We start from the raw sequence: 21,237 nt of genomic DNA, 5'->3' as shown, positions 1-21,237 counted from the left end.
ATGAATTACGAAACGATTTTATTGGAGATCCAGGACCGCGTCGGCCTGATCACGCTTAACCGTCCCCAAGCGCTGAATGCCCTTAACGCGCAGATTGTCAGCGAGCTGAACCAGGCGCTGGACAGCCTGGAGGCGGATCCGAAGATTGGTTGCATCGTGCTGACCGGCTCGAAAAAAGCCTTCGCCGCCGGCGCCGACATCAAGGAAATGGCCGAGCTGACCTATCCGCAAATTTACTTGGACGATCTGTTCTGCGACAGCGACCGCGTCGCCAACCGCCGCAAGCCGATCATCGCCGCGGTGAACGGTTTTGCCTTGGGCGGTGGCTGCGAGCTGGCGTTGATGTGCGATTTCATCCTGGCCGGTGACAACGCCAAGTTCGGCCAGCCGGAAATCAACCTCGGCGTGCTGCCGGGCATGGGCGGTACCCAGCGCCTGACCCGTGCAGTGGGCAAGGCCAAGGCCATGGAAATGTGCCTGACCGGGCGCTTCATCGATGCGGTGGAAGCCGAGCGTTGCGGCATCGTCGCGCGCATCGTGCCGGCTGATGAGCTGCTGGAGGAAGCACTGAAAACGGCGGCGTTGATTGCTTCCAAATCCGTGCCCATCAGCATGATGATCAAGGAAAGCGTCAACCGCGCCTTTGAAGTCAGCCTCTCTGAAGGCGTGCGCTTCGAACGCCGGGTATTCCACGCGGCATTCGCCACGCAGGACCAGAAGGAAGGCATGGCCGCGTTCGTGGCCAAGCGCGCGGCGGAGTTCCAAGACAAGTAATGCGGCGCCAGAACTGACGCTTTCGCGAGCAAGCTCGCTCCCACAGTGGATCTGGGTACACGCGACGTCCGTGTACACCTCAAAACCCTGTAGGAGCGGGCTTGCCCGCGAAGGCGGCGGTACATTCGGCATTGAAGTGACAGACCCACCGCTTTCGCGAGCAGGCTCGTTCCCACAGTGGATCTGGGTACACGTGACGTCCGTGTACACCTCAAAACCCTGTGGGAGCGAGCCTGCTCGCGAAGGCGGCGGTACATTCGGCATTGAAGTGACAGACCTACCGCTTTCGCGAGCAGGCTCGCTCCTACAGTGGATTTGTGGTGTACGCGCCATTTGCGTACGCCATCAAACCCTGTGGGAGCGAGCCTGCTCGCGAAGCTTTCCAGTCGTCACACCAGGTAGTGCTTCAGCTCCCGGGCAATCACCATTCGCTGAATCTCGCTCGATCCTTCGTAGATCTGGGTAATCCGCGCATCCCGGTAGTAGCGCTCCACCGGATAATCCTCGAGATACCCATACCCACCATGGATCTGTATCGCCGACGAGCAGACTTTCTCGGCCATTTCCGAAGCAAACAGCTTGGCTTGCGACGCCTCCGACAGGCACGGCTTGCCCGCGCTGCGCAACCGGGCGGCGTGGAGGATCAGCAGGCGGGTGGCGTTCAGGCGGGTGTGCATGTCGGCCAGCAGGTTGGCGATGCTCTGGTGCTCGATGATCGGCTTGTCGAATTGCACCCGATCGCGAGCGTAGGCCAGGGCCGCTTCGAACGCCGCGCGGGCGATGCCCAGGGCTTGGGCGGCGATGCCGATACGGCCGCCTTCGAGGTTGGAAAGGGCGATGGCCAGGCCTTTGCCACGGGCGCCGAGCAGATTGGCCTCGGGAACGGTGCAGTTGCTCAGCGTCACCGCGCAGGTGTCTGACGCGCGGATGCCCATCTTGTGTTCTGAGCGATCAACGTTGAACCCTGGGGTGTCCGTTGGCACCAGGAACGCCGAAATGCCTTTCTTCCCCAGTTCCGGGTCCGTCACGGCAAAGACAATCGCCAGCTTCGCCCGCTTGCCATTGCTGACAAACTGCTTGGCGCCGTTGATCACCCACTGGCCATCACGCAGCTCGGCCCGGGTGCGCAGGTTGTGCGCCTCGGAACCGGCCTGGGGTTCGGTCAGGCAGAAGCAGCCAATTGCCTGGCCGCTGGCCAGGTCCGCCAACCAGGTCTGTTTCTGTTCATCGGTGCCGAAATTCAGGACCGGCCCGCAACCCACCGAGTTGTGGATGCTCATCAACGCCCCGGTGGCGCCGTCGCCTGCGGAGATTTCTTCCACGGCGAGGGCATAGGCGACGTAATCGACGTAAGTGCCGCCCCATTCCTCGGGCACCACCATGCCCAACAGGCCCAACTCGCCCATCTTCGCCACTAGAGCGTCATCGATCCAGCCAGCCTTTTCCCAGGCTTGGGCATGGGGGGCGATCTCACCGCGGGCGAAATCACGGGCCATGTCGCGGATCATCACTTGTTCTTCGGTCAGCTCAAGGTCGTGCATGTTCAATTCCCGTGGTAATCGAAGCCATCGAAGAAACTCGCGACCTGTGCGGCGTCCAGCGCCTCCAGGGTCGGTGGGTTCCATTGCGGGTTCTTGTCTTTATCGATCAGCAGGGCGCGCACGCCTTCGATCAGGTCGCCGCGCGCGAACCATTGACGGTCCAGGTGCAGCTCCAGGGCAAAGCAGTCTTCCAGGCTCAGGTGCCGGCCTCGGCGTAACATCTCCAGGGTCACCGCCATCGCCAGCGGCGAGCGGGTCTCCAGGAGGTCGGCGGTTTTCAGCGCCCACTCATGGCTGTTCGCGACGGTGACCTGGCGCATCTGCTCGACCATGCTGGGGACGTCAGGCAGAGCGAAGAAATGATCGATGGCCGGCCGTAGATCGGCCAAGGGCGGGGCAGGGAGCTGTTGCACAGCGATTTTTGCCAGCAGGCTTTGCAAATCCTTGAGTGCCGTCTCATGCCATTCCAATCGATCGAGACGCTCATCAAGCTGCGCGAGCTTGCGGCTGTCGAGGTACCAGTCGGCCAACCCGCAATACAAGGCGTCGGCCGCACGGATGTGCACGCCGCTGACGCCGAGATAGATGCCCAACTCGCCTGGAATGCGCGGCAGGAAGTAACTGCCGCCGACGTCGGGGAAATAACCGATGGCGACTTCGGGCATGCCCAGGCGGCTGCGTTCGGTCACGATCCGCAGGTCGGCGCCTTGCGCCAGGCCCATGCCACCGCCCAGGACGAAGCCGTCCATCAGGGCGAGGATCGGTTTGCGATAGTGGTGGATCGTCAGGTCGAGGGCGTATTCCTCGACGAAGAAATCTTCATGCAGGGTATCGCCCTGCTTGTGGCTGTCGTACAGCGAACGGATGTCGCCGCCGGCGCAGAACGCCTTGTCACCGGCGCCGCGCAGGACCACGGCGCGGATTTGCTGATCGTGGGCCCAGGCATCGAGTTGCTGCTGCATGCTGCGCACCATGCCCAGGGTGAGGGCATTGAGGCCGGCGGGGCGGTTCAGGGTCAAGTGGCCAATATGGTTGCGGACTTCGACCAGCACCTCGTAAGGCGCGGTTTCGACGCGGCCCGCAGCTTGGGATGAAACCTGAGCTGTCATCGCTAACTCCCTGCTTTTATTGTTCTTTATAAATAATGTCGCGCGTACCCGGTCGAGATCGTAACAGTGCAAATTTGCATTACACAACCGGGATACGTGCAGGTCCTGTCTGCATATTTATAGCAGCCACAGGCTCAACCGCGACCCGACAGCACCTCCGTGATGCTGCGGCGTTTGGCATAACGCTCGCTGGCGTGGATCAATTGCTCGAGATCTTCGGGGGTTACGTCGAAGAACGCTTCCATTTCCTCAAGTGCCGACTTCAAGTCTTCGGCGGTAATGGCTTGGCGATCGACGGGAGGATGGTCGGCCGGTATCACGGCCACCGGCTCGCTGGCGCGCTTGGGATAGCGCACGCGCGTCAGGTTGTTGTACGCCAGCGCAAAGGCGAGCAGGCCAGAACCGGCCAGCATCGCCGCCCCCACCGCCTGCCAATCCAAGGCAATGATCGACGGGTCGGCCAGCACCAGCGTTGCGGCCAGGGCTCCCGCCGGTGGATGCAGGCAGCGCAGCCAGCACATCAATATCAACGCCATGCCCGCCGCCAGGCAGGCGCTTTCCAGCGTGCGACCCAGAACGTGGGCCACCAACAGCGCGAGGACCGAGGCACACAGGTAACCGCCGAAGATGGACCAGGGCTGGGCCAGGGCGCCTGATGACACCGCAAACAGCAGCACCGCCGAGGCGCCGAGCGGGCCGATCAGGTGCTGTGCCACCTCAAGGCCGAATACCTGGCCACAGAGCCAGACACTGAACAGGGTTCCGAGGGACATGCCGATGGCGGCACGGCTCCATTCGGTAGGACGGGTATTGATAGCAGCGGGGAACCAGCGAGAAAACATTCAGCGAACATCCAAAAAACGAACAAAAAAAGGGGCTTACGGGGAGATCCCAGAAAGCCCTTTAAGTGTTCCAACAGTTGGGGGAGGAACGGTGCACAGTGTGCCGTCCGCCCCCCTGGCTTACAAATTCATATTAATGCTGGTTGAGTGCATTAATTTTGAGGTAATAAATCAAGCGCTTTTGGAAACCTCAAGCCAAGCCTGCTGGGCGATGGGCAAATTGCAGGATTGCCCGCGCCCCATCGGGAAGTAGATGAAGCCCTTGTCCGCCATGCGCTCCGGGTCGTACAGGTTGCGACCGTCGAAAATCACCGGGGCCTTGAGCCGTTGTTGGATCAACTGGAAGTCCGGGGCCTTGAAAGGCTGCCATTCGGTGCAAATGATCAGGGCGTCGGCCCCCGGCAAGACCGATTCCGGGGTGCCCATAAGCATCAGTTTCGGCTCGTCGGGGTAGAGCAACTGGGTTTGCTGCATCGCCTCGGGGTCGAACGCGCGAACACTCGCCCCGGCGGCCCACAGCGATTCCAGGAGCGTGCGGCTCGGCGCGTCGCGCATGTCGTCGGTGTTGGGCTTGAAGGCCAGGCCCCACAACGCGAAGGTCTTGCCCCGCAGGTCGCCTTTATAGAACGCCTTGATGCGTTCGAACAGCTTGTGTTTTTGTCGCAGGTTGATTGTCTCCACCGCTTGCAGCAGGTCGCTGGAGCAATGGGCTTGTTCGGCCGTGTAGATCAAGGCGCGCATGTCCTTGGGAAAGCACGAGCCTCCGTAACCGCACCCCGGATAAATGAAGTGGTAGCCGATCCGTGAGTCGGCGCCGATACCCAGGCGCACGGACTCGATGTCTGCCCCGAGGTGCTCCGCCAGTTCGGCGATCTGATTGATGAAGCTGATCTTGGTGGCGAGCATGCCGTTGGCGGCGTATTTGGTCAGTTCCGCGCTGCGCAGGTCCATGAACAGGACCCGGTCGTGGTTGCGGTTGAACGGGGCGTACAGGTCGCGCATGGTCTCGCGTACTTCATCACGCTCGCAGCCGATGACGATGCGATCAGGGCGACGACAATCGGCGACCGCCGAGCCTTCCTTGAGAAATTCGGGATTGGAGACGATATCGAACTGCAACAGGCGCCCAGCCTTGAGCAGGCACTTTTCGATATGCGCCCGCAGGATATCGCCGGTGCCCACCGGCACGGTGGACTTTTCCACGACGATCAGCGGTTGCTCGCGGTAGCGCGCCACCGCCTCGCCAACGGCCAGCACCTGGCGCAGGTCTGCCGAACCGTCGTCCCTCGATGGCGTGCCGACCGCGATGAACAGCACCTGGCCATGCTGCACGGCGAGTTGCTCATCGCTGGTAAAGTGCAGGCGCCCGGCGTCCAGTCCCTCGCGCACCAACGCTGCCAGGCCTGGTTCGAAAATACTCACCAGGCCCTGGCGCAGGTTGGCGACCTTGTGTTCGTCGATGTCCATGCAAACCACGTCATGGCCGACCTCAGCCATTACCGCGGCTTGCACCAATCCAACGTAACCACTGCCGAACACACTGATTTTCATGGCGGACTCCCTGGATCATCCTGAGCGGTGGGCACAGCCAGCAGTTCGCTGCAGTGCGCTCGCCTCAGAATAAGTCGGGGATGTTTCAGTTCACTGACAGCCCGAGAAGCCCTCAGGCCTGGCTCGGCGCCAAGCGGTACTCCGCCGGGAGTTGTGCGACGTATTCGTCGACCACTTCCCGGGTCAGGCTGACAATGTCTTCGACGCGCTCCATGCCCGCGCCGGTCCGCCAACTGGCGACGATGTCCATGACCGAGGGTAGCGGCACGCCGTCCACCAGAATCAGCGAGCCCTGGTTCAGTTCGCCCACCACCAGCGCCGCGGGCATGGCGCCGATGCCAAAGCCATCGCGAACCAGGCGGGTAATGGCTGACGCCGAGTTCACGCAGTTGATACGCGGTGAGACGAGGTTGGCCGAATGCAGCATGTTGAGCAAATCCTGATGCGGCCGGGAATTGCGCGAGAAGGTCACGATACGTTCTTGCGACAGGTCCTCCAGCGAGGCGTAGTGGCGGTCGTAGACAGAACCGGTTCGCGCCACCCAATGCATCGGGTAACGGGTCAGCAAGGTGTTGCGCACGCTGTCGAGGCGCAGGATGTCGGTCTGGAAAATGATGTCCTGGTAACCCTTTTCCAGTTGCGAGCACAGGTTGCTCGCGGTGTCGGCGGTGAGCTCGATTTCCAGCGCCGGGTAGCGTTCCATCAGCCGTGTCACCAACGGGCTCAGCCACGTGTGGATGACGGTGTCCATAGCACCGATCCGAATCCGGCCACGCACCTGGCGCGGATCCTTGATCACCGCTTTCATGCTCTGCATGGTGTCCATGATCCGCTCGGCATATTCCAGCACGCGCTGGCCTTCGGCGGTCAGCGATACGCCTTTGGAGTCGCGCAGAAACAGGCGTACGCCCATTTCGTCCTCCAGGGCCGCGATCCGGCTGGAAATCGACGCCTGGGTGGTGAAGAGTTTTTCCGCCGTCAGCCGGAAACTCTTCAGGCGTGCGACCCAGACAAACGTTTCCAGAAACTTGATGTTCACTTCGGCGGCTCCTCGAAACTGAAGGACAAGGCGTTGGGCTTCCCGAAGGCAGATCAGCCCGCTGAGAGGTATTGGACCACGTCTTCAAGCGCTCTTGAATCCGGCGCCGTGCCCACGGCGGCATTCGGGGCGCACCACGGGTATTCCAGGTTTGAAGCCCAGTTCATCACCGCTGGCAACTCGGCTGCCGGCAAGGTTTTCATGTGCTCGATGGTGATGACCAGTCTCTCGGCCAGCGAGGACGAGGGACTGAAGCGCCAATCATACCGACCGCAGCCGACGCGGACCTCGCCACTGTGCTTGTCCGACATGGCGACCAGCCATTTGCACTGGAACGTCTCGGTGTTGCTGGCAGGCGGCGCGTCCAGGCAGAACGTGTAGACGTTCTCGAACGTCTGGTTGAAACGGCTGACCAGGACGTCACCGATCGCGCCACGGCCTTCGACGTGATCCGGGAATGAAATGGAGCCGGTGCGAACCACCATGTCCAGGATCGCCCCGGCCGTGAAGGCCTGTTCCAGCAGGTGCGGACGGTTGCCTTCCTTGGCGTGGATGTAGTGCTCGATCGATCGTTGCGCAGTGGTCATCAGTGTTCCAATCCGTTAGAAAAAAAGGCCTTATAAGGCGCTGTTCAGGAGATCCGTCACCAGCATGCATCCGGGGGCGTGAGTGATACACAGCGGCGGACGAGAAGCCTGGACCACCGATTGGGGCGTTACGCCGCAAGCCCAGAAGACCGGTATTTCATCCGCTTCGACCGGCACCGCGTCACCGTAGTCCGGCCGGTCGAGGGCGTGAATGCCGATCAACGAAGGGTCGCCGATGTGCACCGGCGCCCCATGGACGTTGGGCATGCGTCCGGTGATCTGGATCGCCTGGATCGCCGCAGCCGCTTTCATCGGCCGCATGGTCACGACCATTTTGCCAGACAGGCGCGCGGTAGGGCGTGTGTCGATGTTGGTGCGGAACATGGCGACGTTACGGCCCAGGTCAATGTGCCGCAAGCGTATGCCGGCCTCAAGCAGCGGTTGTTCGAAAGAAAAGGAACAGCCGAGGGCGAAAGCGACCATGTTGTCCTGCCACAGATGTTCAATGTCCAGTGGCTCTTCGCTCAACTCGCCGTGGCGGTAGACGCGATAGCGCGGCACCTCATGGCGGATATCGATGGGGGCGCCAAGGTTGCGCAGGAACGGGTCGCCGGGTTCGGTCACGTCCAGCACCGGGCAGGACTGGCGATTGAGGGTGCAGTAGCGCAGGAATTCATCGGCCCAGTCACCGGGCAAGATCACGATGTTGGCTTGCACATGCCCCTGGCCCAGGCCGCTGGTGTGGCCGTTGTATCGACCGGCCGCGATGTTCTGGCGCAACGCTTGCGGTGAACATGGCTGCAGTTGTTCGAAGGACAGGGCTGACGGACTCATCGCGGGGATCTCCATGGTTTTTATTAGAGATGCCTTTGTAGAAAACCCGGGCGACGGCGTCCAACAAGGAAAATTGCTACCCCCTGACAAGTAAAAGTTATTCGACCGCCGACAGGCCGGCCGCGGCCACCATGCGCTGGGGTCCGACGTCCGTGGTGTATTGGCAAACCACCTGGCGGCTCATGTGTACGATGCTTTCGATCAGTTCCAGCCCGACGCCCGCACGCCAGGACGCGACGACATCGAGTTGGGGCAGGGCCACGCCTGGCTCCAGCTGTATCAACTCGCCACGGGCCAGCGGCTTGGCCACTAGCGCCGCCGGCAATGCGCCAATACCGAAACCGTCGCGTATCAGTCGGGTCATGGCCGACACCGAGTTGACGCAACTGACCCTCGGCGTGCTCACGCCGTGGGCGTACAGCAGGTTCAGCACATCCTGGTGCGGCCGTGATTGCTTGACGAAAGTGATGATGCGTTCGTTCGCCATTTCGGCCAGCGAGGCATAAGGCCGAGCGTAGATCGATTGGCTGGCGGCGATCCAGTGCATCGGGTAATGCCCCAATTCGAGATTGCGCACGCTTTCGTGGCGGACCAGGTCAGTCTGGAAAGCGATGTCCAGGTATCCCTTCTGCAACTGCTCGCAAAGGTTGCGCGCCGCGTCGGCGGTGATTTCGATCTCCACGGCGGGAAACGCCTGCATCAGCATGGACATCAACGGACTGAGCCAAGTGTGGATCACCGTATCCATCACGCCGATGCGCACCAGGCCTTGTTGCGGGGTGCTCTTGTCCAACGATTGTTTGAGCGCACGCTGGACTTCGAGCATCTGCTCGGCGTATTCGAGCACTTTCGTGCCTTCCGGCGTCAACGACACTCCGCGGGAATCACGCACGAACAGGCGCAGGCCCAACTCGTCCTCCAGCGACGCGATCCGACTGGAAATCGCTGCCTGGGTGCTGAACATCTTTTCGGCGGTCAGGCTGAAGCTTTGCAGCCGGGCAACCCAGACGAAGGTTTCGAGAAACTTGAGGTTCATGGTGGTTCTCTTGGCGTTTGTCGTTCTTATGGTTGCAATTGTTACTCCAGGTCGGGCCCAGACGCGCATCAAATTTTCTTATGTCCGAGAGTGCTTTTTTCCCGTTTGACCCTCGCCCGCGCCAATGCAAAGAATCCGCCCCGACGCTGATTTCGTTCGCTTGAACAACTCGGCCCCCCGTGGCGAGGGAGCTCGCTCCCGCTTGAGCGCGTAGCGCTCACAGAATGGGTCCGCTGCGCCCGAGGCGTCGGACCGGCCCAGCGGGAGCAAGCTCCCTCACCACGGTACAAGCACTGCCCCAACAATAAGCGAGGCGCGTACGCCGTCCCCGAAGGGATCGTTCGCGCCCATAAAAAGGAGCACGCCATGCCTCGTTTCATCGACACCCGCTGGAGCCGTTCGCCGATTTGTCCCTTGCTCGGCCTGGGCCTGATCGGCGCGCCGATCGCCCACGCCGATTTCCTCGCCGACAGCAAGGCCAGCCTGGAAGCCCGAAACTTCTATTTCAACCGCGACTTCAGGCAAGAAGGCGCCCGGGACAAGGCGGAGGAGTGGGCCCAAGGCTTCCTGCTGCGCATGGAGTCGGGTTACACCGCCGGTACCGTGGGGTTCGGTCTGGACGCCCTGGCGATGGCCGGTTTCAAACTGGACTCTGGCGGTGGAACGGCTGGCACGAACCTGTTGCCAGCGGATTTGTCCGGCGGCTCCCAGGACCGCTACGGTGAAGTCGGCCTGACCGCCAAAATGCGCATGTCCAACAGCACGCTGAAAGTCGGGACCCTGCAGATCAAGGACCCGGTGGTGAATTCCAACGATACGCGCCTGTTGCCGAGCACCTTCAAGGGCGGGCTGTTGAACGTTCAGGAAATCGACCGCTTGAAACTCACCGGCGGGCAGCTCAACCAGATCAATCTTGTCGATTCCACCGACTACCAGGACATGACCGCCAACCGCATTGGCGGCACCAGTGACAAGTTCCAGTTCGCCGGCGCGGACTACCAGTTCCTGCCCAATCTCACGGCGCAGTACCGTTACGGCAAGCTGGAGGATATCTATCAGCAAAACTACTTGGGTTTCATCCATACCCTGGACCTGGGCGCCGGCCAGTCATTGAAGAGCGACGTGCGTTATTCGCGCAGCACCGAGGACGGCAGTTTCCGCAAGATCGACAACCAGGCGTTCGGCGCGCTGTTCACCTACAGCCTCGGCGGCCACGCGCTCGGCTTGGGTTATCAGCGCATGAGCGGCGACGATCCGTTCCCCTACATCTCGCGCAGCGATCCGTACCTGGTCAACTTCGTGCAGATCGGCGACTTCGCCAATATCGACGAACGCTCGTGGCAAGCTCGCTACGACTACAACTTCGCCGCTATCGGTGTACCGGGCCTGACCTTCATGACCCGCTACATCAGCGGCGACAACGTGCAGCGCAGCGCGCCAGGGGAAGGCCAGGAATGGGAGCGCAACACCGACATCGCCTACGTGATCCAGGACGGCACCATGAAGGGGCTGGGGTTCAAGTGGCGCAATGCGACGGTGCGCTCGAACTTCGGCAATGACCTGGACGAGAACCGGCTGATCGTCAGCTATACGATGGCGCTGTGGTGACGGCCCGCCTGGACCGTCAGGCCTTGACCCAGCGCTGCCGGCTCCAACTGCTCAACGTGTCGACGGTGAAGACCAGCAGCAACATCGCCAGGATCACCGTGCTGCCCTGGGCCTCCTGGAACAGGCTGAGGCTGACGTAGAGCATCTGGCCCAGTCCGCCGGCACCGACGAACCCCAGCACGCTGGCCATGCGGATATTGTTTTCCCAGCGGTACAAGGTGTAGGCCAACAGCTGCGGCATCAGGTTGGGCAGGGTGCCGTAGCAAAACGCCCACAGTGCGCTGCCGCCCTGCAGGCGAATGGCGTCGGCGGGTTGTGGCGGGGTGTTTTCCAGCGCTTCGGCAAACAGCCGGCCGAGCACGCCGACGGTGTGCAGGGCCAACGCCAGCGTCCCGGCGTTGGGGCCGAGCCCGGCGGCAAACACCATCAACGCCGCCCAGACCAGTTCCGGAACCGCGCGCAAGGCGTTCAAGACCAGGCGAGACGCGCTTCGCAACGGCCAGCCAAGTCGCCCTGCGGCCGGCAGCGCCAATGCCAGGCCCACTATCGCTGCAAGCAGGGTGCCGAGGGCAGACATGGCGACGGTTTCCATCATCCCGTGGGCGATTGCCTTCAGGTAGGCCGGGCTCAGGTCAGGGCTGAGAAAACGCTGCGCATACGCGCTCATTTGCTTGAGGTTCGAGTGGTCGCCGAGCGCGGCCAGGTCGATGCCTAGATAGACAAACGAGGCAACGACCGCCGCGCCGAGGCCCAGCAGCAACAGCACGTTGAGCAGGCGATTCATGCCAGCCTCCAGCGCAACAGGCGGCTGAGCTGGTCGGCGAGCAGCACCAGCACCAGGAAGGTCAGCAACAGGCTGGCGACTTCACCGCCCGCGAACATGCGCAACGACAGGTCCATCTGCTGGCCGAGGCCGCCGGCACCGACGAAGCCCATCACCACCGAGGCGCGGATGGCACATTCCCAGCGGTACACGGTGTACGACAGCAGTTCGGCCACGACATTGGGCAGGATCCCGCAGCAGAACGCCGCGAGCCGACCGCTGCCGGCTTGCATCAATGCGTGTGCCGGACGTTGGTCGACCGACTCGAAGATTTCCGCGTAGACCTTGCCCAGCATGCCGCTGTAGGTAATGGCGATGGCCAATACCCCGGCGGTAGGGCCAAGACCGACGGCCCGGACGAAGAGCAACGCCCAGACGATCTCCGGCACGCTACGCAGGAAAATGAGCAGGCCACGGACCGGCCAACGCAACCATTGGCCCCAAAGGCCTGGCCTGCCGGCGCGGTAGGCGGCCGACAACGACAACGCACGACTGGCGAGCAGGCTCGCGGGAACCGCCAACAGCAGCGCCAGGGCCATGCCGGCCGTGGCAATCGCAATGGTCTGCAACGTGGCCTGCAGCAGCAGTTCGATGAACGCTTCTTCATGGGCCGGTGGCCAGAATGCCGCGACGAACCGACCCATTTCGCTCTGGCTGTCGCTGGCCAGCAATACGCGCAGGTCCAACTCGCTGAAATGAATGCCCGGCCACAGCAGGGCGACGGCCAAAAGGCCGAGGAGCAGGCGAGGGCGGGCAGCAGGGTCCCGAACGTCGTGCTTCAGCATCGCGGAATCTGCACGCTCGAAAGCGGCGGTGGGTTCGACATGGACGCCAATTGCTCGTTGGCATAAAGCGCGTCAAGTTGCTTGCGGTCGACGGCTTCGGTGGGTAAGTCGAAGAGGATCTGGCCGTCACGCAGGCCGATGATCCGCGAGAAGTGCGCCAGCGCCAGTTCCACGGCGTGCAAGCTGGTAACCAGGGTCACCGCGTGTTCCCGGGCATGCTGGCAGAGCACCGAAAGTGTGTGTTCGGCCAGGACCGGGTCCATCGCGGAAACTGGCTCATCCGCCAGCAACACTTCGGGTGCCTGGTATAGCACCCGGGCGATGCCGACGCGTTGCAGTTGCCCACCGGACAGTTGCTGGCATTGGGCGAACAGCTTGTCGCCCAGGTCCAAGCGCGCCAGCGCTGCCCGCGCCCCCGGAATGTCCAGCGGATGCAGCAGGTTGAGCAGGCTCTTGCCCATTCCCCATTGACCCAGCTTGCCGGCCAGTACCGCGGTGATCACCCGTTGGCGCGGCGGCAGCGGAGGCGCTTGATGAATCAGGCCAATCCGCGCGCGCAGGCGTTGGCGCTGGCGGGCAGACAGGTGCCAGGCACGCTCGCCCAAGACCTGGACTTCACCGTTACCCGGTCGCAGGGCGGTCGCCAGCACATTGAGCAGGCTGGATTTGCCCGCGCCGGACGGGCCGATGATCGCGACCTGTTCGCCCGCCTCGATGTGCAAGTCCACGCCGCGCAGCGCCTGGGCGCCGTTGGCGTGGATGACGCTGGCCTGGGTCAAACGCAGTGTCATTTCAGCAGGTCGGCGGCGCGAGCGGCTTCTTCGATGCCCTTGTAGTTCTCAGGCTTGGTTTCGATGAAGCGGCTGGCAGCTTGCAGATCGAGAATTTCCTTGTCTTTCGGATTCGCCGGGTCGAGCGCCAGGAACGCCGCCTTGAGCTTGGCCGCGAGCTCCGGGTCGAGGGTCCCGCGCACGGTCCAGTTGTAGTCGAAATACGCCGGGGTGGTGGCGAAAACCTTGACCTTGTTGGTATCGACCTTGCCGGCGGCTACCAGTTTTTCCCAGACGCTGGCGTTGAGTACGCCGGCATCGACCTTGCCCGCCTGGACCCATGCCGCAGTCGCGTCATGGGCGCCCGAGTAGCCGACGCGGCTGAAGTAGGTTTCCGGCTTGATGCCGTCCTTGAGCATGAAGTAACGCGGCATCAGGCTGCCCGAGGTGGATGAAATCGAGCCGAAGGCGAAGCTCTTGCCCTTGAGGTCGGCCAGGGATTTCACAGCGGGGTCGGCAGTGATGAATTTGCTGGTGAACTGGGCGTCCTGCTCACGCTGGACCAAGGGAATGGCGTTGCCGGTCTTCAGGCGGGCCTGGACGAAGGTGAAACCGCCCAGCCAGGCCATGTCGATCCGGTCGGTTGCAAGGGCTTCGACCACGGCCGGGTAGTCGCTCACCGGGACGAACTCGACTTTCATGCCGGTCTTCTGTTCCAGGTAAGCCCCCAGCGGCTTGAACTTGCGCAACAGTTCGGTTGGCGCCTCGTCGGGAATCGCGCTGACTTTCAAGGTGTCGGCGGCCTGCGCCAGGACAGCGCTTACGGCCAGGGTAAAACCGACGGCCAATGCCAGGGTACGCTTGAGCATGAAAATCTCCGGTGCATGGAAGCATGAATGTTCAAGCGCCTGGCATTCTTGCCGGGCGCGTTGTGAGGGTAGACGAATGGCGGCGATTTTGATCGTTTCCGGTGTTCAGGTAAATCTTTATAGTCGCTTGCCCTCATCCTCTTTCTGGAGCATCCACGACATGCTCAGCGCCGAGCTGAAGTCTTTCCATATGGTCGCCCGCCTGGCCAGCGTCACCCAGGCGGCCAAGAAGCTCGGGCTGAGCCAGCCGACGGTGACCACGCAGATTCGCAACCTGGAAGCCCAGTACGGCGTCGAACTGTTCTTTCGCGGCGGCCGGCGCCTGACCCTCAGCGACGAAGGCGCGCAGTTGCTGCCGATGGTGCAGAAGCTGTTGCAGCAGGAAGCCGACATCGAGTTTTTCCTGCGCAACAGCGGCCAGGTGCAAGGCACGCTGCGCATCGGCGCCACGGCTCCGTACTACGTGCTCGATATCATCAAGGGCTTTCGCGAGCAGTTTCCCCTGTGCGAAGTGACCTTGGAAATCGGCAATTCGCTGCAGGTCATCGAGGCGCTGGAGGAGTACCGCGTGGACCTTGCCGCGTCCTCGCAACTGGTTGAGGATCCTCGCCTGACCCGATTGGTATTGGGCCACGACCCTCTCGTCGTGGCGGTGCATCGCAGCCACCCGTTGGCGAGCCATGACCGTGTGGCGCCCGGCGCATTGGCCGGCCACTGCCTGCTGATGCGTGAAAATGGCTCGACCACTCGCACGCTCACTACAACGCTGCTGCGAGAGGCTGGCGTTGCGACGGGGCCGCTGTTGGAAATTGGCAGCCGCGAGTCGATTCGCGAAGCGGTCCTGCGCAACATCGGTATCAGCATCATCGCCCGTCATGAGGTGCCGGAGAACCCGCAGCTCAAAGTGGTGGAGCTGGAGGGCGCGCCATTGATTGCCGAGTACCTCTATTGCTTGAAGGAGCGCCGCCAGGCTCGGCTGCCTTCGGCGTTTTTGGGCCTGGCACGGGAAACGGCCAAGTCCTGAGTCGGCTACGCAAATTTGCCGATGGCACTATCGGCAGGTTTTAGCCAATTGCAATCAAGCCTTCGTACTGCCTGCCTACCATGACCCTCGTCGAGCTGACCGCTCATCGAGGTAACGTCATGACAAGAACACGCTCCGTAGACATGCAGATACGCGACATCCATAAAAGCTTCGGTGCCTTCAAGGCCCTGGATGGGGTGTCGCTGGACATTGCCGCCGGTGAGCTGGTGTGCTTGCTCGGCCCGTCCGGCTGCGGCAAGACCACCCTACTGCGCTGCATCGCCGGCCTGGAACGGCAGGATCGCGGCACCCTCATGATCGGCGCGCGGGACGTCTCCAGCCTGGCGCCGCAAGCGCGGGACTACGGCATCCTGTTCCAATCCTACGCGCTGTTTCCCAACCTGACGGTGGAGCAGAACGTCGGTTACGGGTTGGCGGGTAATAGCCGCGAGACCATTCGTGGCCGGGTCAATGAGATGCTTGATCTCGTCGGGCTGTGTGGCAGCGAGAAAAAATACCCCGGCCAACTTTCCGGCGGCCAGCAGCAGCGGGTGGCGCTGGCCCGTGCGTTGGCCCCGGCGCCCTCGCTGTTGCTGCTCGACGAACCGATGTCGGCCCTCGATGCGCGGGTGCGTGAGCATTTGTGCACTGAGCTGCGCGGGCTGCAAAAACGCCTGGGCATCACCACGTTGATGGTCACTCACAACCAGGACGAGGCGATGTTGATGGCCGATCGCATCGCGGTGATCAATCAGGGTCGCGTCGAACAGTTTGCCAGCGCGCACCAGATCTACCGCGCACCGGCGACGGCCTTCGTCGCCGATTTCATCGGCCAGGGCAACTGGCTGCCGTTCGAGCGCGGGCAGGATGGCCAAGTACGGGTTGGTGAACTGAACCTCACCCTGGGCGGCAATGATGTTCGACAGCGCGGTCGCCTGTTCTGCCGTCCGGAAGCCGTCCGGATCAATCCGTCGACGCCCGAACACAACCTGTTCGACGCGCAACTGCGGGAACTGACCTTTCTCGGCAATCGCTGCCGGCTGAGCTTCGAACTGGATGCGCTGCCAGGCCATGGTTTGTTGGCTGAACTGGAGCCGCACGCCATGCCGCCGTTTACCAGCGCCCAATTGAAAGTCGCGCTGCCGCCCCATTGCCTGCAGGTGTTCGCTTGATATGGCCGTCACGATGACCATCAAGCCAGCCGTATTCCAGCCACGCCAAATGGCCGGTGATTTCGCCGATCGCCTGTTCATCCGCGGCGGTCAGTGGTTGCTACTCATATTGCTGTTGGTGGCGGTCCTGCTGCCGCTGCTCGCCATGTTGTGGCGTGCCTTTAGCGGCGATGCGAGCCAGGGTGGAGGCCTGCACGCCGCACTGACATTGTTCGCCAGTGCGAACTTCCGCTGGCTGCTGGGCAACAGCCTGACGGCTTCACTGACCGTGGCGATGATCGTGGTGCCGCTGGCCTACGTATTCGCCTATGCCTTGCAACGCACCTGCATCGCGGCAAAGCCGCTATGGCGGGGCATTTCGCTGCTGCCGCTGCTGGCACCGTCGATGCTGCCGGGGATTGCGCTGATCTACCTGTTCGGCAATCAGGGGCTGCTGCGTGGTTTCATGACGGACAACATCTACGGCTTCTGGGGCATCGTCCTCGGGCAGGCGATCTACACCTTTCCTCATGCATTGATGGTGTTGATGTCGGCACTGGCACTGGCGGACGCCCGGCTGTTCGATGCGGCGTCGAGCATGGGTGCGTCGCCGTGGCGGGCATTTCGCAGCATTACCTGGCCCGGTAGCCGGCAGGGTGTATTCGCTGCGTTCTGCCTGGTATTCACTTTGTGCATCACCGATTTCGGCGTGCCGGTCACGGTGGGCGGCGACTATCAAGTGCTGGCGCTGGAGGCCTACAAGGCCGTCGTTGGGCAACAGCAATTCGGCCGCGGGGCGTTGATCGGCCTGGTCCTGCTGGTGCCGGCCTTGCTCAGCTTTGCGGTGGATGTGTGGCTGCGCCGCAATCAACGCGACGCCATGGGCGGCCGCGCCCAGGTCTATCACCCTCGACCATCAGCGGGGCGGGATGCGGTTTTCCTGAGCGTGACAGCAATGGTCTGCTGCGTGTTGCTCGGGGTGTTCGGCATGGCGGTTTACGCATCGCTGGTGCAGTTCTGGCCCTACGACCTGTCCCTGTCGCTGGACAACTATGGTTTTTCCGATCTGCCCGGCGGCTGGCTGGCCTATCGCAATAGCCTGTTGCTGGCCGCATGCAGCGCCGTGTTCGGCAGCCTGCTGATCTTCACCGGCGCTTACCTGATCGAGAAAACCCGGCAGAGTGCGCTGACCCGAATCCTGCGGCTGCTCAGTTTCGTGCCCATGGCGGTTCCCGGCCTGGTCCTGGGTCTCGGCTATGTGTTCTTTTTCAATCTGCCGGGCAATCCGCTCGGCAATCTGTATGGCAGCCTGGCGCTGTTGGTGGTCTGCACCGTCGCTCATTTCCTGACGACCGCGCACATGACGGCCAGCACGGCCCTGCGCCAGCTCGACGACGAATTCGAGGCTGCCGCGCTGGCGCTCAAGGTGCCGTTGGCGCGGCACTTCCTGCGGGTCACGCTGCCCATGTGCCTGCCCGCGCTGCTCGACATCATTCGCTATCTGTTCGTCTCGGCGATGACCACGGTCTCGGCGGCGATTTTCCTGTACAGCCCTGACAGCGTGCTGGCTGCGGTGGCGGTCTTGAACATGGACGACGCCGGCAATGTGGGCGGTGCCGCCGCGATGTCGACCTTGATCCTTCTTACCTCGGCCAGCGTCTCGCTGCTGCTTGCAACTTTCTCGCGGCGCCTGCTGCGTCGATCCCAGGCCTGGCGTCAGCCGGCGCCGGGCCTTTGAAACCTTGTTGGAGATTCTGATGCACTACCAAACGCCAACCCGCCTGCAAGCCGCCATCCTTGATTGGGCGGGCACCGTGGTGGACTTCGGTTCCTTCGCCCCGACGCGGATCTTCGTCGAAGCCTTCGCCAGTTTTGACATCGAGATCAGCCTGGAGGAGGCCCGTGGTCCGATGGGCATGGGCAAGTGGGATCACATCCGCACGCTGTGCAATCAGCCTGCGGTGGCTGAAAGATTTGTCCGCCGGTTCGGGCGCGTGCCGAGCGATGACGACGTGACTGCGATTTACCAGCGCTTCATGCCGATGCAGATCGCCAAGGTCGCCGAGCACTCGGAGCTGATCCCCGGCGCGCTGGAAAGCATCGCCGCACTGCGCCAACGAGGCCTCAAGATCGGCAGTTGTTCCGGTTATCCCCGGCAGGTCATGGACAAGGTCGTCGAATTGGCCGCGACCAAGGGCTACAGCCCCGACCATGTCGTCGCCACCGACGACGTGCCCAAGGGCCGGCCGAGTCCGGCGCAGGCCTTGGCCAACGTGATCGCCCTGGGCCTGGACGATGTGGCCGCCTGCGTGAAGGTCGATGACACCGAGCCCGGCATCCTTGAGGGCCGCAGGGCAGGGATGTGGACCGTGGCGCTGCGTTTTTCCGGCAATTTCCTTGGGCTTGACTGGGCACAGTTCCAGGCCCTGTCAGCCCGGCAGTTAGCCGCCGAGCGTACGCGCATCGACGGGCTGTTCGCCGCGAGCCGCCCGCATTACCTGATCGACACGATTGCCGAGTTGCCCGCCGTGATCGATGACATCAACGCCCGATTGGCTCGCGGCATGTTGCCGTCCCACACCTGAAAGCCCCACTGACCGATACGGAGCCGTACCATGTCCCAACGCACTGCCTTGGCCGCCGGCCTGCTGGCCGCCTGTGCTTTTCAAGCCCAAGCGAATACCGAACTGACGGTTTACACCGCCCTCGAAGTCGAGCAGCTCAAGGCCTACAAGCAAGCTTTCGAGCAAAAGAATCCGGACATCGAGATCAAATGGGTGCGCGATTCGACCGGCATCGTCACTGCGAAGCTGCTGGCGGAGAAGGATCGTCCGCAAGCCGACGTGGTCTGGGGCCTTGCCGGTTCCAGTCTGGCGATCCTCAAGCAGCAAGGTCTGCTGGATGCCTACAGCCCGGCGAACCTGGGCCAGATTTCAGCAAACTACCGTGACGCCGACACGCCGCCGACCTGGGTGGGCATGGACGTCTGGGCCGCGTCCATCTGTTTCAACACCGTGGAAGCGCAGAAGCTCGGGTTGCCGAAACCCACCCGTTGGGAAGACCTCACGAACCCGGTGTACCAAGGCAAGATCGTGATGCCCAACCCCGCGTCGTCGGGCACCGGTTACCTGGATGTCAGCGCCTGGCTGCAGACATTCGGCCAAGCCAAGGGATGGGCCTATATGGACAAATTGCACGCCAACATCGGCCAATACACTCATTCCGGTTCCAAACCGTGCAAATTGGCGGCCTCCGGTGAGTTCCCCATTGGTATCTCATTCGAATACCCCGCCATTCAGCTCAAGCGCAAGGGCGCGCCACTGGACATCGTGCTGCCCGCCGAAGGCCTGGGTTGGGAAATCGAAGCCACCGCTGTGATCAAGGGCACGCCACACCTGGAGGCGGCGAGGAAACTGGCCGATTTTTCCGCCAGCCGCGAGGCCATGGATCTGTACAAAGTCAACTTCGCCGTCCTGGCACAACCGGGCGTCGCCGAGCGCTTGCCGGAGCTGCCAGCGGACTATGAGCAGCGACTGATCCGCAACGACTTCAACTGGGCCTCGGAAAACCGCGACAACATCCTGGCCGAGTGGCGCAAGCGTTACGACGGCAAGTCCGAGCCTGTCGCCAAGTAATTCGGCTGTCCCAAGGCCCGAGGTGTCGAGCGGGCCTCACCTGATCATTGAAAATTCAAGGAGTCTCCATGTCTGAGCACGACTGCGACCTGCTGGTCGTCGGCGCGGGTATTCTCGGCCTGGCCCACGCCTGGGCCGGCGCCAAGCGCGGCCTCAAGGTCAAGGTATTCGAGCGTAGCCATACACCGCTGGGTGCCTCGATTCGCAACTTCGGCCAAGCCCTGGTCGGTGGCCAGGCGCCGGGCATCATGCTTGACCTGGCACGCCAGGCAAACGGTTTGTGGAAGACGCTGGGGCAGGCCGCCGGCTTGCATTTGCATCAACAAGGCTCGTTGCTGTTCGCTCGGACGGAAGCCGAGGAGGTGTTGCTCGAAGCGTTCGTGAACGGGCGCGGCGCGAGTTTGGGTTATCGCACCGAACTGCTGCGCGGCGATGCCCTGGAGGCGCTGTATGACAGCCGTTTTTCCCATCATCGTGCCGCGTTGCTTGGCCTCGATGACCAACAACTGTATTCCCGCGAGGCGCTACCGCAGATCATCGATTACCTGGCTCGGGCACTGGGCGTTGAATTCCATTTCTCGACGCTGGTACGCGATGTCGAGCCCCACCGTGCCGTCACCAGCGCCGGTCGTTTTACCGCCAGGCATATCGTCGTGTGCTCAGGCCATGACTACCAGACGCTGCTGGCCGAACCACTCGCCGCGCTCCGACCGCAGGTGTGCGGCCTGCAAATGCTGCGCGTACGCCCGCGTCAGCCGATTGCCCTGCGGCATGCGCTGCTGACAGGGCTGAGCTGTGTGCATTACGGCGCCTTTGCCGACCTGCCCGAAGCGGATGCCATTCGCGCGCAAATCCGCAGCCAGCAACCGGAGCTGGAAGCCCATGGCGTCCATTTGCTCATCAGCCCGACACCCCACGGCGACCTGATCATTGGCGATTCCCACGTCTACGGCAGCGATATTTCGCCATTCAATACAGAACAGGTGGACCGGATCCTGATCGACCTGGCGCAGGACACCTTGGGCGGAGAAATCGACGTGCTGGAACGCTGGCAGGGCGTCTATGGCGCACGTGGTCCGGGGCCTTTCAGCGTGGTTGAGGCGGCCGACGGCGTCACTGCGGTGGTGATGCATACCGGGCTGGGCATGAGTGTCGGCCTGGCGCTTGGCGAGCGGACCGTTGCCGCACTGTTGGGCGAAGCCGGGCCAATCGTCCCGAGGCAAAGCACGGCGGCTTGACCGACGGACGCTAAAAGCACG

General features: G+C 62.5%; 20 protein-coding genes. 8 read left to right on the top strand and 12 right to left on the bottom strand.

Going from position 1 to position 21,237, the window contains the following annotated elements:
- Positions 1–774, top strand: a complete 774-nt coding sequence (locus FHK92_RS19890) for an enoyl-CoA hydratase (protein ID WP_181289557.1) — start codon at positions 1–3, stop codon at positions 772–774.
- Between the two features lie 389 nt (positions 775–1,163).
- Here the strand turns inward: FHK92_RS19890 and FHK92_RS19885 are convergent, their stop codons facing one another.
- The 8 genes from FHK92_RS19885 to FHK92_RS19850 all read right to left on the bottom strand — a co-directional run bounded on the left by FHK92_RS19885 (position 1,164) and on the right by FHK92_RS19850 (position 9,313).
- Complete coding sequence (locus FHK92_RS19885) at positions 1,164–2,315, bottom strand: acyl-CoA dehydrogenase family protein (RefSeq protein WP_181289556.1); 1,152 nt, start codon at positions 2,313–2,315, stop codon at positions 1,164–1,166.
- 2 nt (positions 2,316–2,317) lie between these two features.
- Positions 2,318–3,424: an enoyl-CoA hydratase/isomerase family protein gene (locus tag FHK92_RS19880; RefSeq protein ID WP_181289555.1), complete on the bottom strand. Its 1,107-nt coding sequence runs from the start codon at positions 3,422–3,424 to the stop codon at positions 2,318–2,320.
- 134 nt (positions 3,425–3,558) lie between these two features.
- Entirely contained in the window at positions 3,559–4,266 is a 708-nt protein-coding gene (locus FHK92_RS19875) for an HPP family protein (protein ID WP_181289554.1), read from the bottom strand.
- A 171-nt stretch (positions 4,267–4,437) separates the two neighbouring features.
- Positions 4,438–5,817, bottom strand: coding sequence for a UDP-glucose dehydrogenase family protein (locus FHK92_RS19870; RefSeq protein ID WP_181289553.1), 1,380 nt, complete (start codon positions 5,815–5,817; stop codon positions 4,438–4,440).
- A 112-nt stretch (positions 5,818–5,929) separates the two neighbouring features.
- Positions 5,930–6,856 carry a LysR family transcriptional regulator gene (locus FHK92_RS19865; RefSeq protein WP_181289552.1) on the bottom strand — a complete coding sequence of 309 codons (927 nt, stop codon included), beginning with the start codon at positions 6,854–6,856 and terminating at the stop codon, positions 5,930–5,932.
- A gap of 53 nt (positions 6,857–6,909) precedes the next feature.
- Positions 6,910–7,443: a hypothetical protein gene (locus FHK92_RS19860; protein ID WP_181289551.1), complete on the bottom strand. Its 534-nt coding sequence runs from the start codon at positions 7,441–7,443 to the stop codon at positions 6,910–6,912.
- A 30-nt stretch (positions 7,444–7,473) separates the two neighbouring features.
- Positions 7,474–8,277 carry a putative hydro-lyase gene (locus FHK92_RS19855; protein WP_181289550.1) on the bottom strand — a complete coding sequence of 268 codons (804 nt, stop codon included), beginning with the start codon at positions 8,275–8,277 and terminating at the stop codon, positions 7,474–7,476.
- Positions 8,278–8,374: 97 nt separating this feature from the next.
- On the bottom strand, positions 8,375–9,313 hold the full coding sequence (locus FHK92_RS19850) for a LysR family transcriptional regulator (RefSeq protein ID WP_181289549.1): 939 nt from the start codon (positions 9,311–9,313) through the stop codon (positions 8,375–8,377).
- A gap of 366 nt (positions 9,314–9,679) precedes the next feature.
- Here FHK92_RS19850 and FHK92_RS19845 point away from each other — a divergent pair, with 366 nt between their 5' ends.
- The gene (locus FHK92_RS19845; RefSeq protein ID WP_181289548.1) at positions 9,680–10,921 is read left to right on the top strand and encodes an OprD family porin; all 1,242 of its coding nucleotides are present in this window, start codon (positions 9,680–9,682) and stop codon (positions 10,919–10,921) included.
- A 16-nt stretch (positions 10,922–10,937) separates the two neighbouring features.
- Here the strand turns inward: FHK92_RS19845 and phnE are convergent, their stop codons facing one another.
- The 4 genes from phnE to FHK92_RS19825 are packed head-to-tail and all read right to left on the bottom strand — an operon-like array spanning position 10,938 to position 14,168.
- Positions 10,938–11,705 (bottom strand): phosphonate ABC transporter, permease protein PhnE, encoded by a 768-nt coding sequence (gene phnE / locus FHK92_RS19840; protein WP_181289547.1) that lies wholly within the window; start codon positions 11,703–11,705, stop codon positions 10,938–10,940.
- A complete protein-coding gene (locus tag FHK92_RS19835; RefSeq protein ID WP_181289546.1) occupies positions 11,702–12,529 on the bottom strand; it encodes a PhnE/PtxC family ABC transporter permease in 828 nt (275 codons plus the stop codon). Before FHK92_RS19835 ends, phnE begins: the two co-directional genes overlap by 4 nt.
- Positions 12,523–13,320: a phosphonate ABC transporter ATP-binding protein gene (locus FHK92_RS19830; protein WP_181289545.1), complete on the bottom strand. Its 798-nt coding sequence runs from the start codon at positions 13,318–13,320 to the stop codon at positions 12,523–12,525. Before FHK92_RS19830 ends, FHK92_RS19835 begins: the two co-directional genes overlap by 7 nt.
- Positions 13,317–14,168: a putative selenate ABC transporter substrate-binding protein gene (locus FHK92_RS19825; protein ID WP_181289544.1), complete on the bottom strand. Its 852-nt coding sequence runs from the start codon at positions 14,166–14,168 to the stop codon at positions 13,317–13,319. Before FHK92_RS19825 ends, FHK92_RS19830 begins: the two co-directional genes overlap by 4 nt.
- Before the next feature lie 160 nt (positions 14,169–14,328).
- Between FHK92_RS19825 and FHK92_RS19820 the strand changes: the two genes are divergently transcribed.
- From FHK92_RS19820 to FHK92_RS19795, 6 genes are all read left to right on the top strand, one after another.
- The gene (locus tag FHK92_RS19820) at positions 14,329–15,192 is read left to right on the top strand and encodes a LysR substrate-binding domain-containing protein (protein WP_181289543.1); all 864 of its coding nucleotides are present in this window, start codon (positions 14,329–14,331) and stop codon (positions 15,190–15,192) included.
- Positions 15,193–15,311: 119 nt separating this feature from the next.
- A complete protein-coding gene (locus tag FHK92_RS19815) occupies positions 15,312–16,364 on the top strand; it encodes a putative 2-aminoethylphosphonate ABC transporter ATP-binding protein (RefSeq protein WP_258232696.1) in 1,053 nt (350 codons plus the stop codon).
- Position 16,365: 1 nt separating this feature from the next.
- Positions 16,366–18,081 carry a putative 2-aminoethylphosphonate ABC transporter permease subunit gene (locus FHK92_RS19810; protein ID WP_181289542.1) on the top strand — a complete coding sequence of 572 codons (1,716 nt, stop codon included), beginning with the start codon at positions 16,366–16,368 and terminating at the stop codon, positions 18,079–18,081.
- Positions 18,082–18,100: 19 nt separating this feature from the next.
- A complete protein-coding gene (gene phnX, locus FHK92_RS19805) occupies positions 18,101–18,928 on the top strand; it encodes a phosphonoacetaldehyde hydrolase (protein ID WP_181289541.1) in 828 nt (275 codons plus the stop codon).
- Positions 18,929–18,958: 30 nt separating this feature from the next.
- Positions 18,959–19,978 carry a putative 2-aminoethylphosphonate ABC transporter substrate-binding protein gene (locus FHK92_RS19800; protein ID WP_181289540.1) on the top strand — a complete coding sequence of 340 codons (1,020 nt, stop codon included), beginning with the start codon at positions 18,959–18,961 and terminating at the stop codon, positions 19,976–19,978.
- A 68-nt stretch (positions 19,979–20,046) separates the two neighbouring features.
- Entirely contained in the window at positions 20,047–21,216 is a 1,170-nt protein-coding gene (locus FHK92_RS19795; RefSeq protein WP_181289539.1) for a TIGR03364 family FAD-dependent oxidoreductase, read from the top strand.
- Positions 21,217–21,237 lie beyond the last annotated feature (21 nt).

Origin of the sequence: Pseudomonas brassicacearum subsp. neoaurantiaca, assembly GCF_013608025.1 — a bacterium.
Classification (GTDB): domain Bacteria; phylum Pseudomonadota; class Gammaproteobacteria; order Pseudomonadales; family Pseudomonadaceae; genus Aquipseudomonas.
Note: the sequence above shows the minus strand (reverse complement) of the source record. Positions and strands in the feature narration are given on the sequence as shown.

Excerpts from the sequence above, each read along its gene's own strand:
- FHK92_RS19800 (WP_181289540.1), top strand. The coding sequence starts at position 18,959 with ATGTCCCAACGCACTGCCTTGGCCGCCGGCCTGCTGGCCGCCTGTGCT.
- FHK92_RS19795 (WP_181289539.1), top strand. The coding sequence starts at position 20,047 with ATGTCTGAGCACGACTGCGACCTGCTGGTCGTCGGCGCGGGTATTCTC.
- FHK92_RS19820 (WP_181289543.1), top strand. The coding sequence starts at position 14,329 with ATGCTCAGCGCCGAGCTGAAGTCTTTCCATATGGTCGCCCGCCTGGCC.
- FHK92_RS19890 (WP_181289557.1), top strand. The coding sequence starts at position 1 with ATGAATTACGAAACGATTTTATTGGAGATCCAGGACCGCGTCGGCCTG.
- FHK92_RS19830 (WP_181289545.1), bottom strand. The coding sequence starts at position 13,320 with ATGACACTGCGTTTGACCCAGGCCAGCGTCATCCACGCCAACGGCGCC.
- FHK92_RS19815 (WP_258232696.1), top strand. The coding sequence starts at position 15,312 with ATGACAAGAACACGCTCCGTAGACATGCAGATACGCGACATCCATAAA.
- FHK92_RS19885 (WP_181289556.1), bottom strand. The coding sequence starts at position 2,315 with ATGCACGACCTTGAGCTGACCGAAGAACAAGTGATGATCCGCGACATG.
- FHK92_RS19850 (WP_181289549.1), bottom strand. The coding sequence starts at position 9,313 with ATGAACCTCAAGTTTCTCGAAACCTTCGTCTGGGTTGCCCGGCTGCAA.
- FHK92_RS19875 (WP_181289554.1), bottom strand. The coding sequence starts at position 4,266 with ATGTTTTCTCGCTGGTTCCCCGCTGCTATCAATACCCGTCCTACCGAA.
- FHK92_RS19825 (WP_181289544.1), bottom strand. The coding sequence starts at position 14,168 with ATGCTCAAGCGTACCCTGGCATTGGCCGTCGGTTTTACCCTGGCCGTA.
- FHK92_RS19855 (WP_181289550.1), bottom strand. The coding sequence starts at position 8,277 with ATGAGTCCGTCAGCCCTGTCCTTCGAACAACTGCAGCCATGTTCACCG.
- FHK92_RS19880 (WP_181289555.1), bottom strand. The coding sequence starts at position 3,424 with ATGACAGCTCAGGTTTCATCCCAAGCTGCGGGCCGCGTCGAAACCGCG.
- FHK92_RS19835 (WP_181289546.1), bottom strand. The coding sequence starts at position 12,529 with ATGCTGAAGCACGACGTTCGGGACCCTGCTGCCCGCCCTCGCCTGCTC.
- FHK92_RS19870 (WP_181289553.1), bottom strand. The coding sequence starts at position 5,817 with ATGAAAATCAGTGTGTTCGGCAGTGGTTACGTTGGATTGGTGCAAGCC.
- phnE (WP_181289547.1), bottom strand. The coding sequence starts at position 11,705 with ATGAATCGCCTGCTCAACGTGCTGTTGCTGCTGGGCCTCGGCGCGGCG.
- FHK92_RS19810 (WP_181289542.1), top strand. The coding sequence starts at position 16,366 with ATGGCCGTCACGATGACCATCAAGCCAGCCGTATTCCAGCCACGCCAA.
- FHK92_RS19845 (WP_181289548.1), top strand. The coding sequence starts at position 9,680 with ATGCCTCGTTTCATCGACACCCGCTGGAGCCGTTCGCCGATTTGTCCC.
- phnX (WP_181289541.1), top strand. The coding sequence starts at position 18,101 with ATGCACTACCAAACGCCAACCCGCCTGCAAGCCGCCATCCTTGATTGG.
- FHK92_RS19860 (WP_181289551.1), bottom strand. The coding sequence starts at position 7,443 with ATGACCACTGCGCAACGATCGATCGAGCACTACATCCACGCCAAGGAA.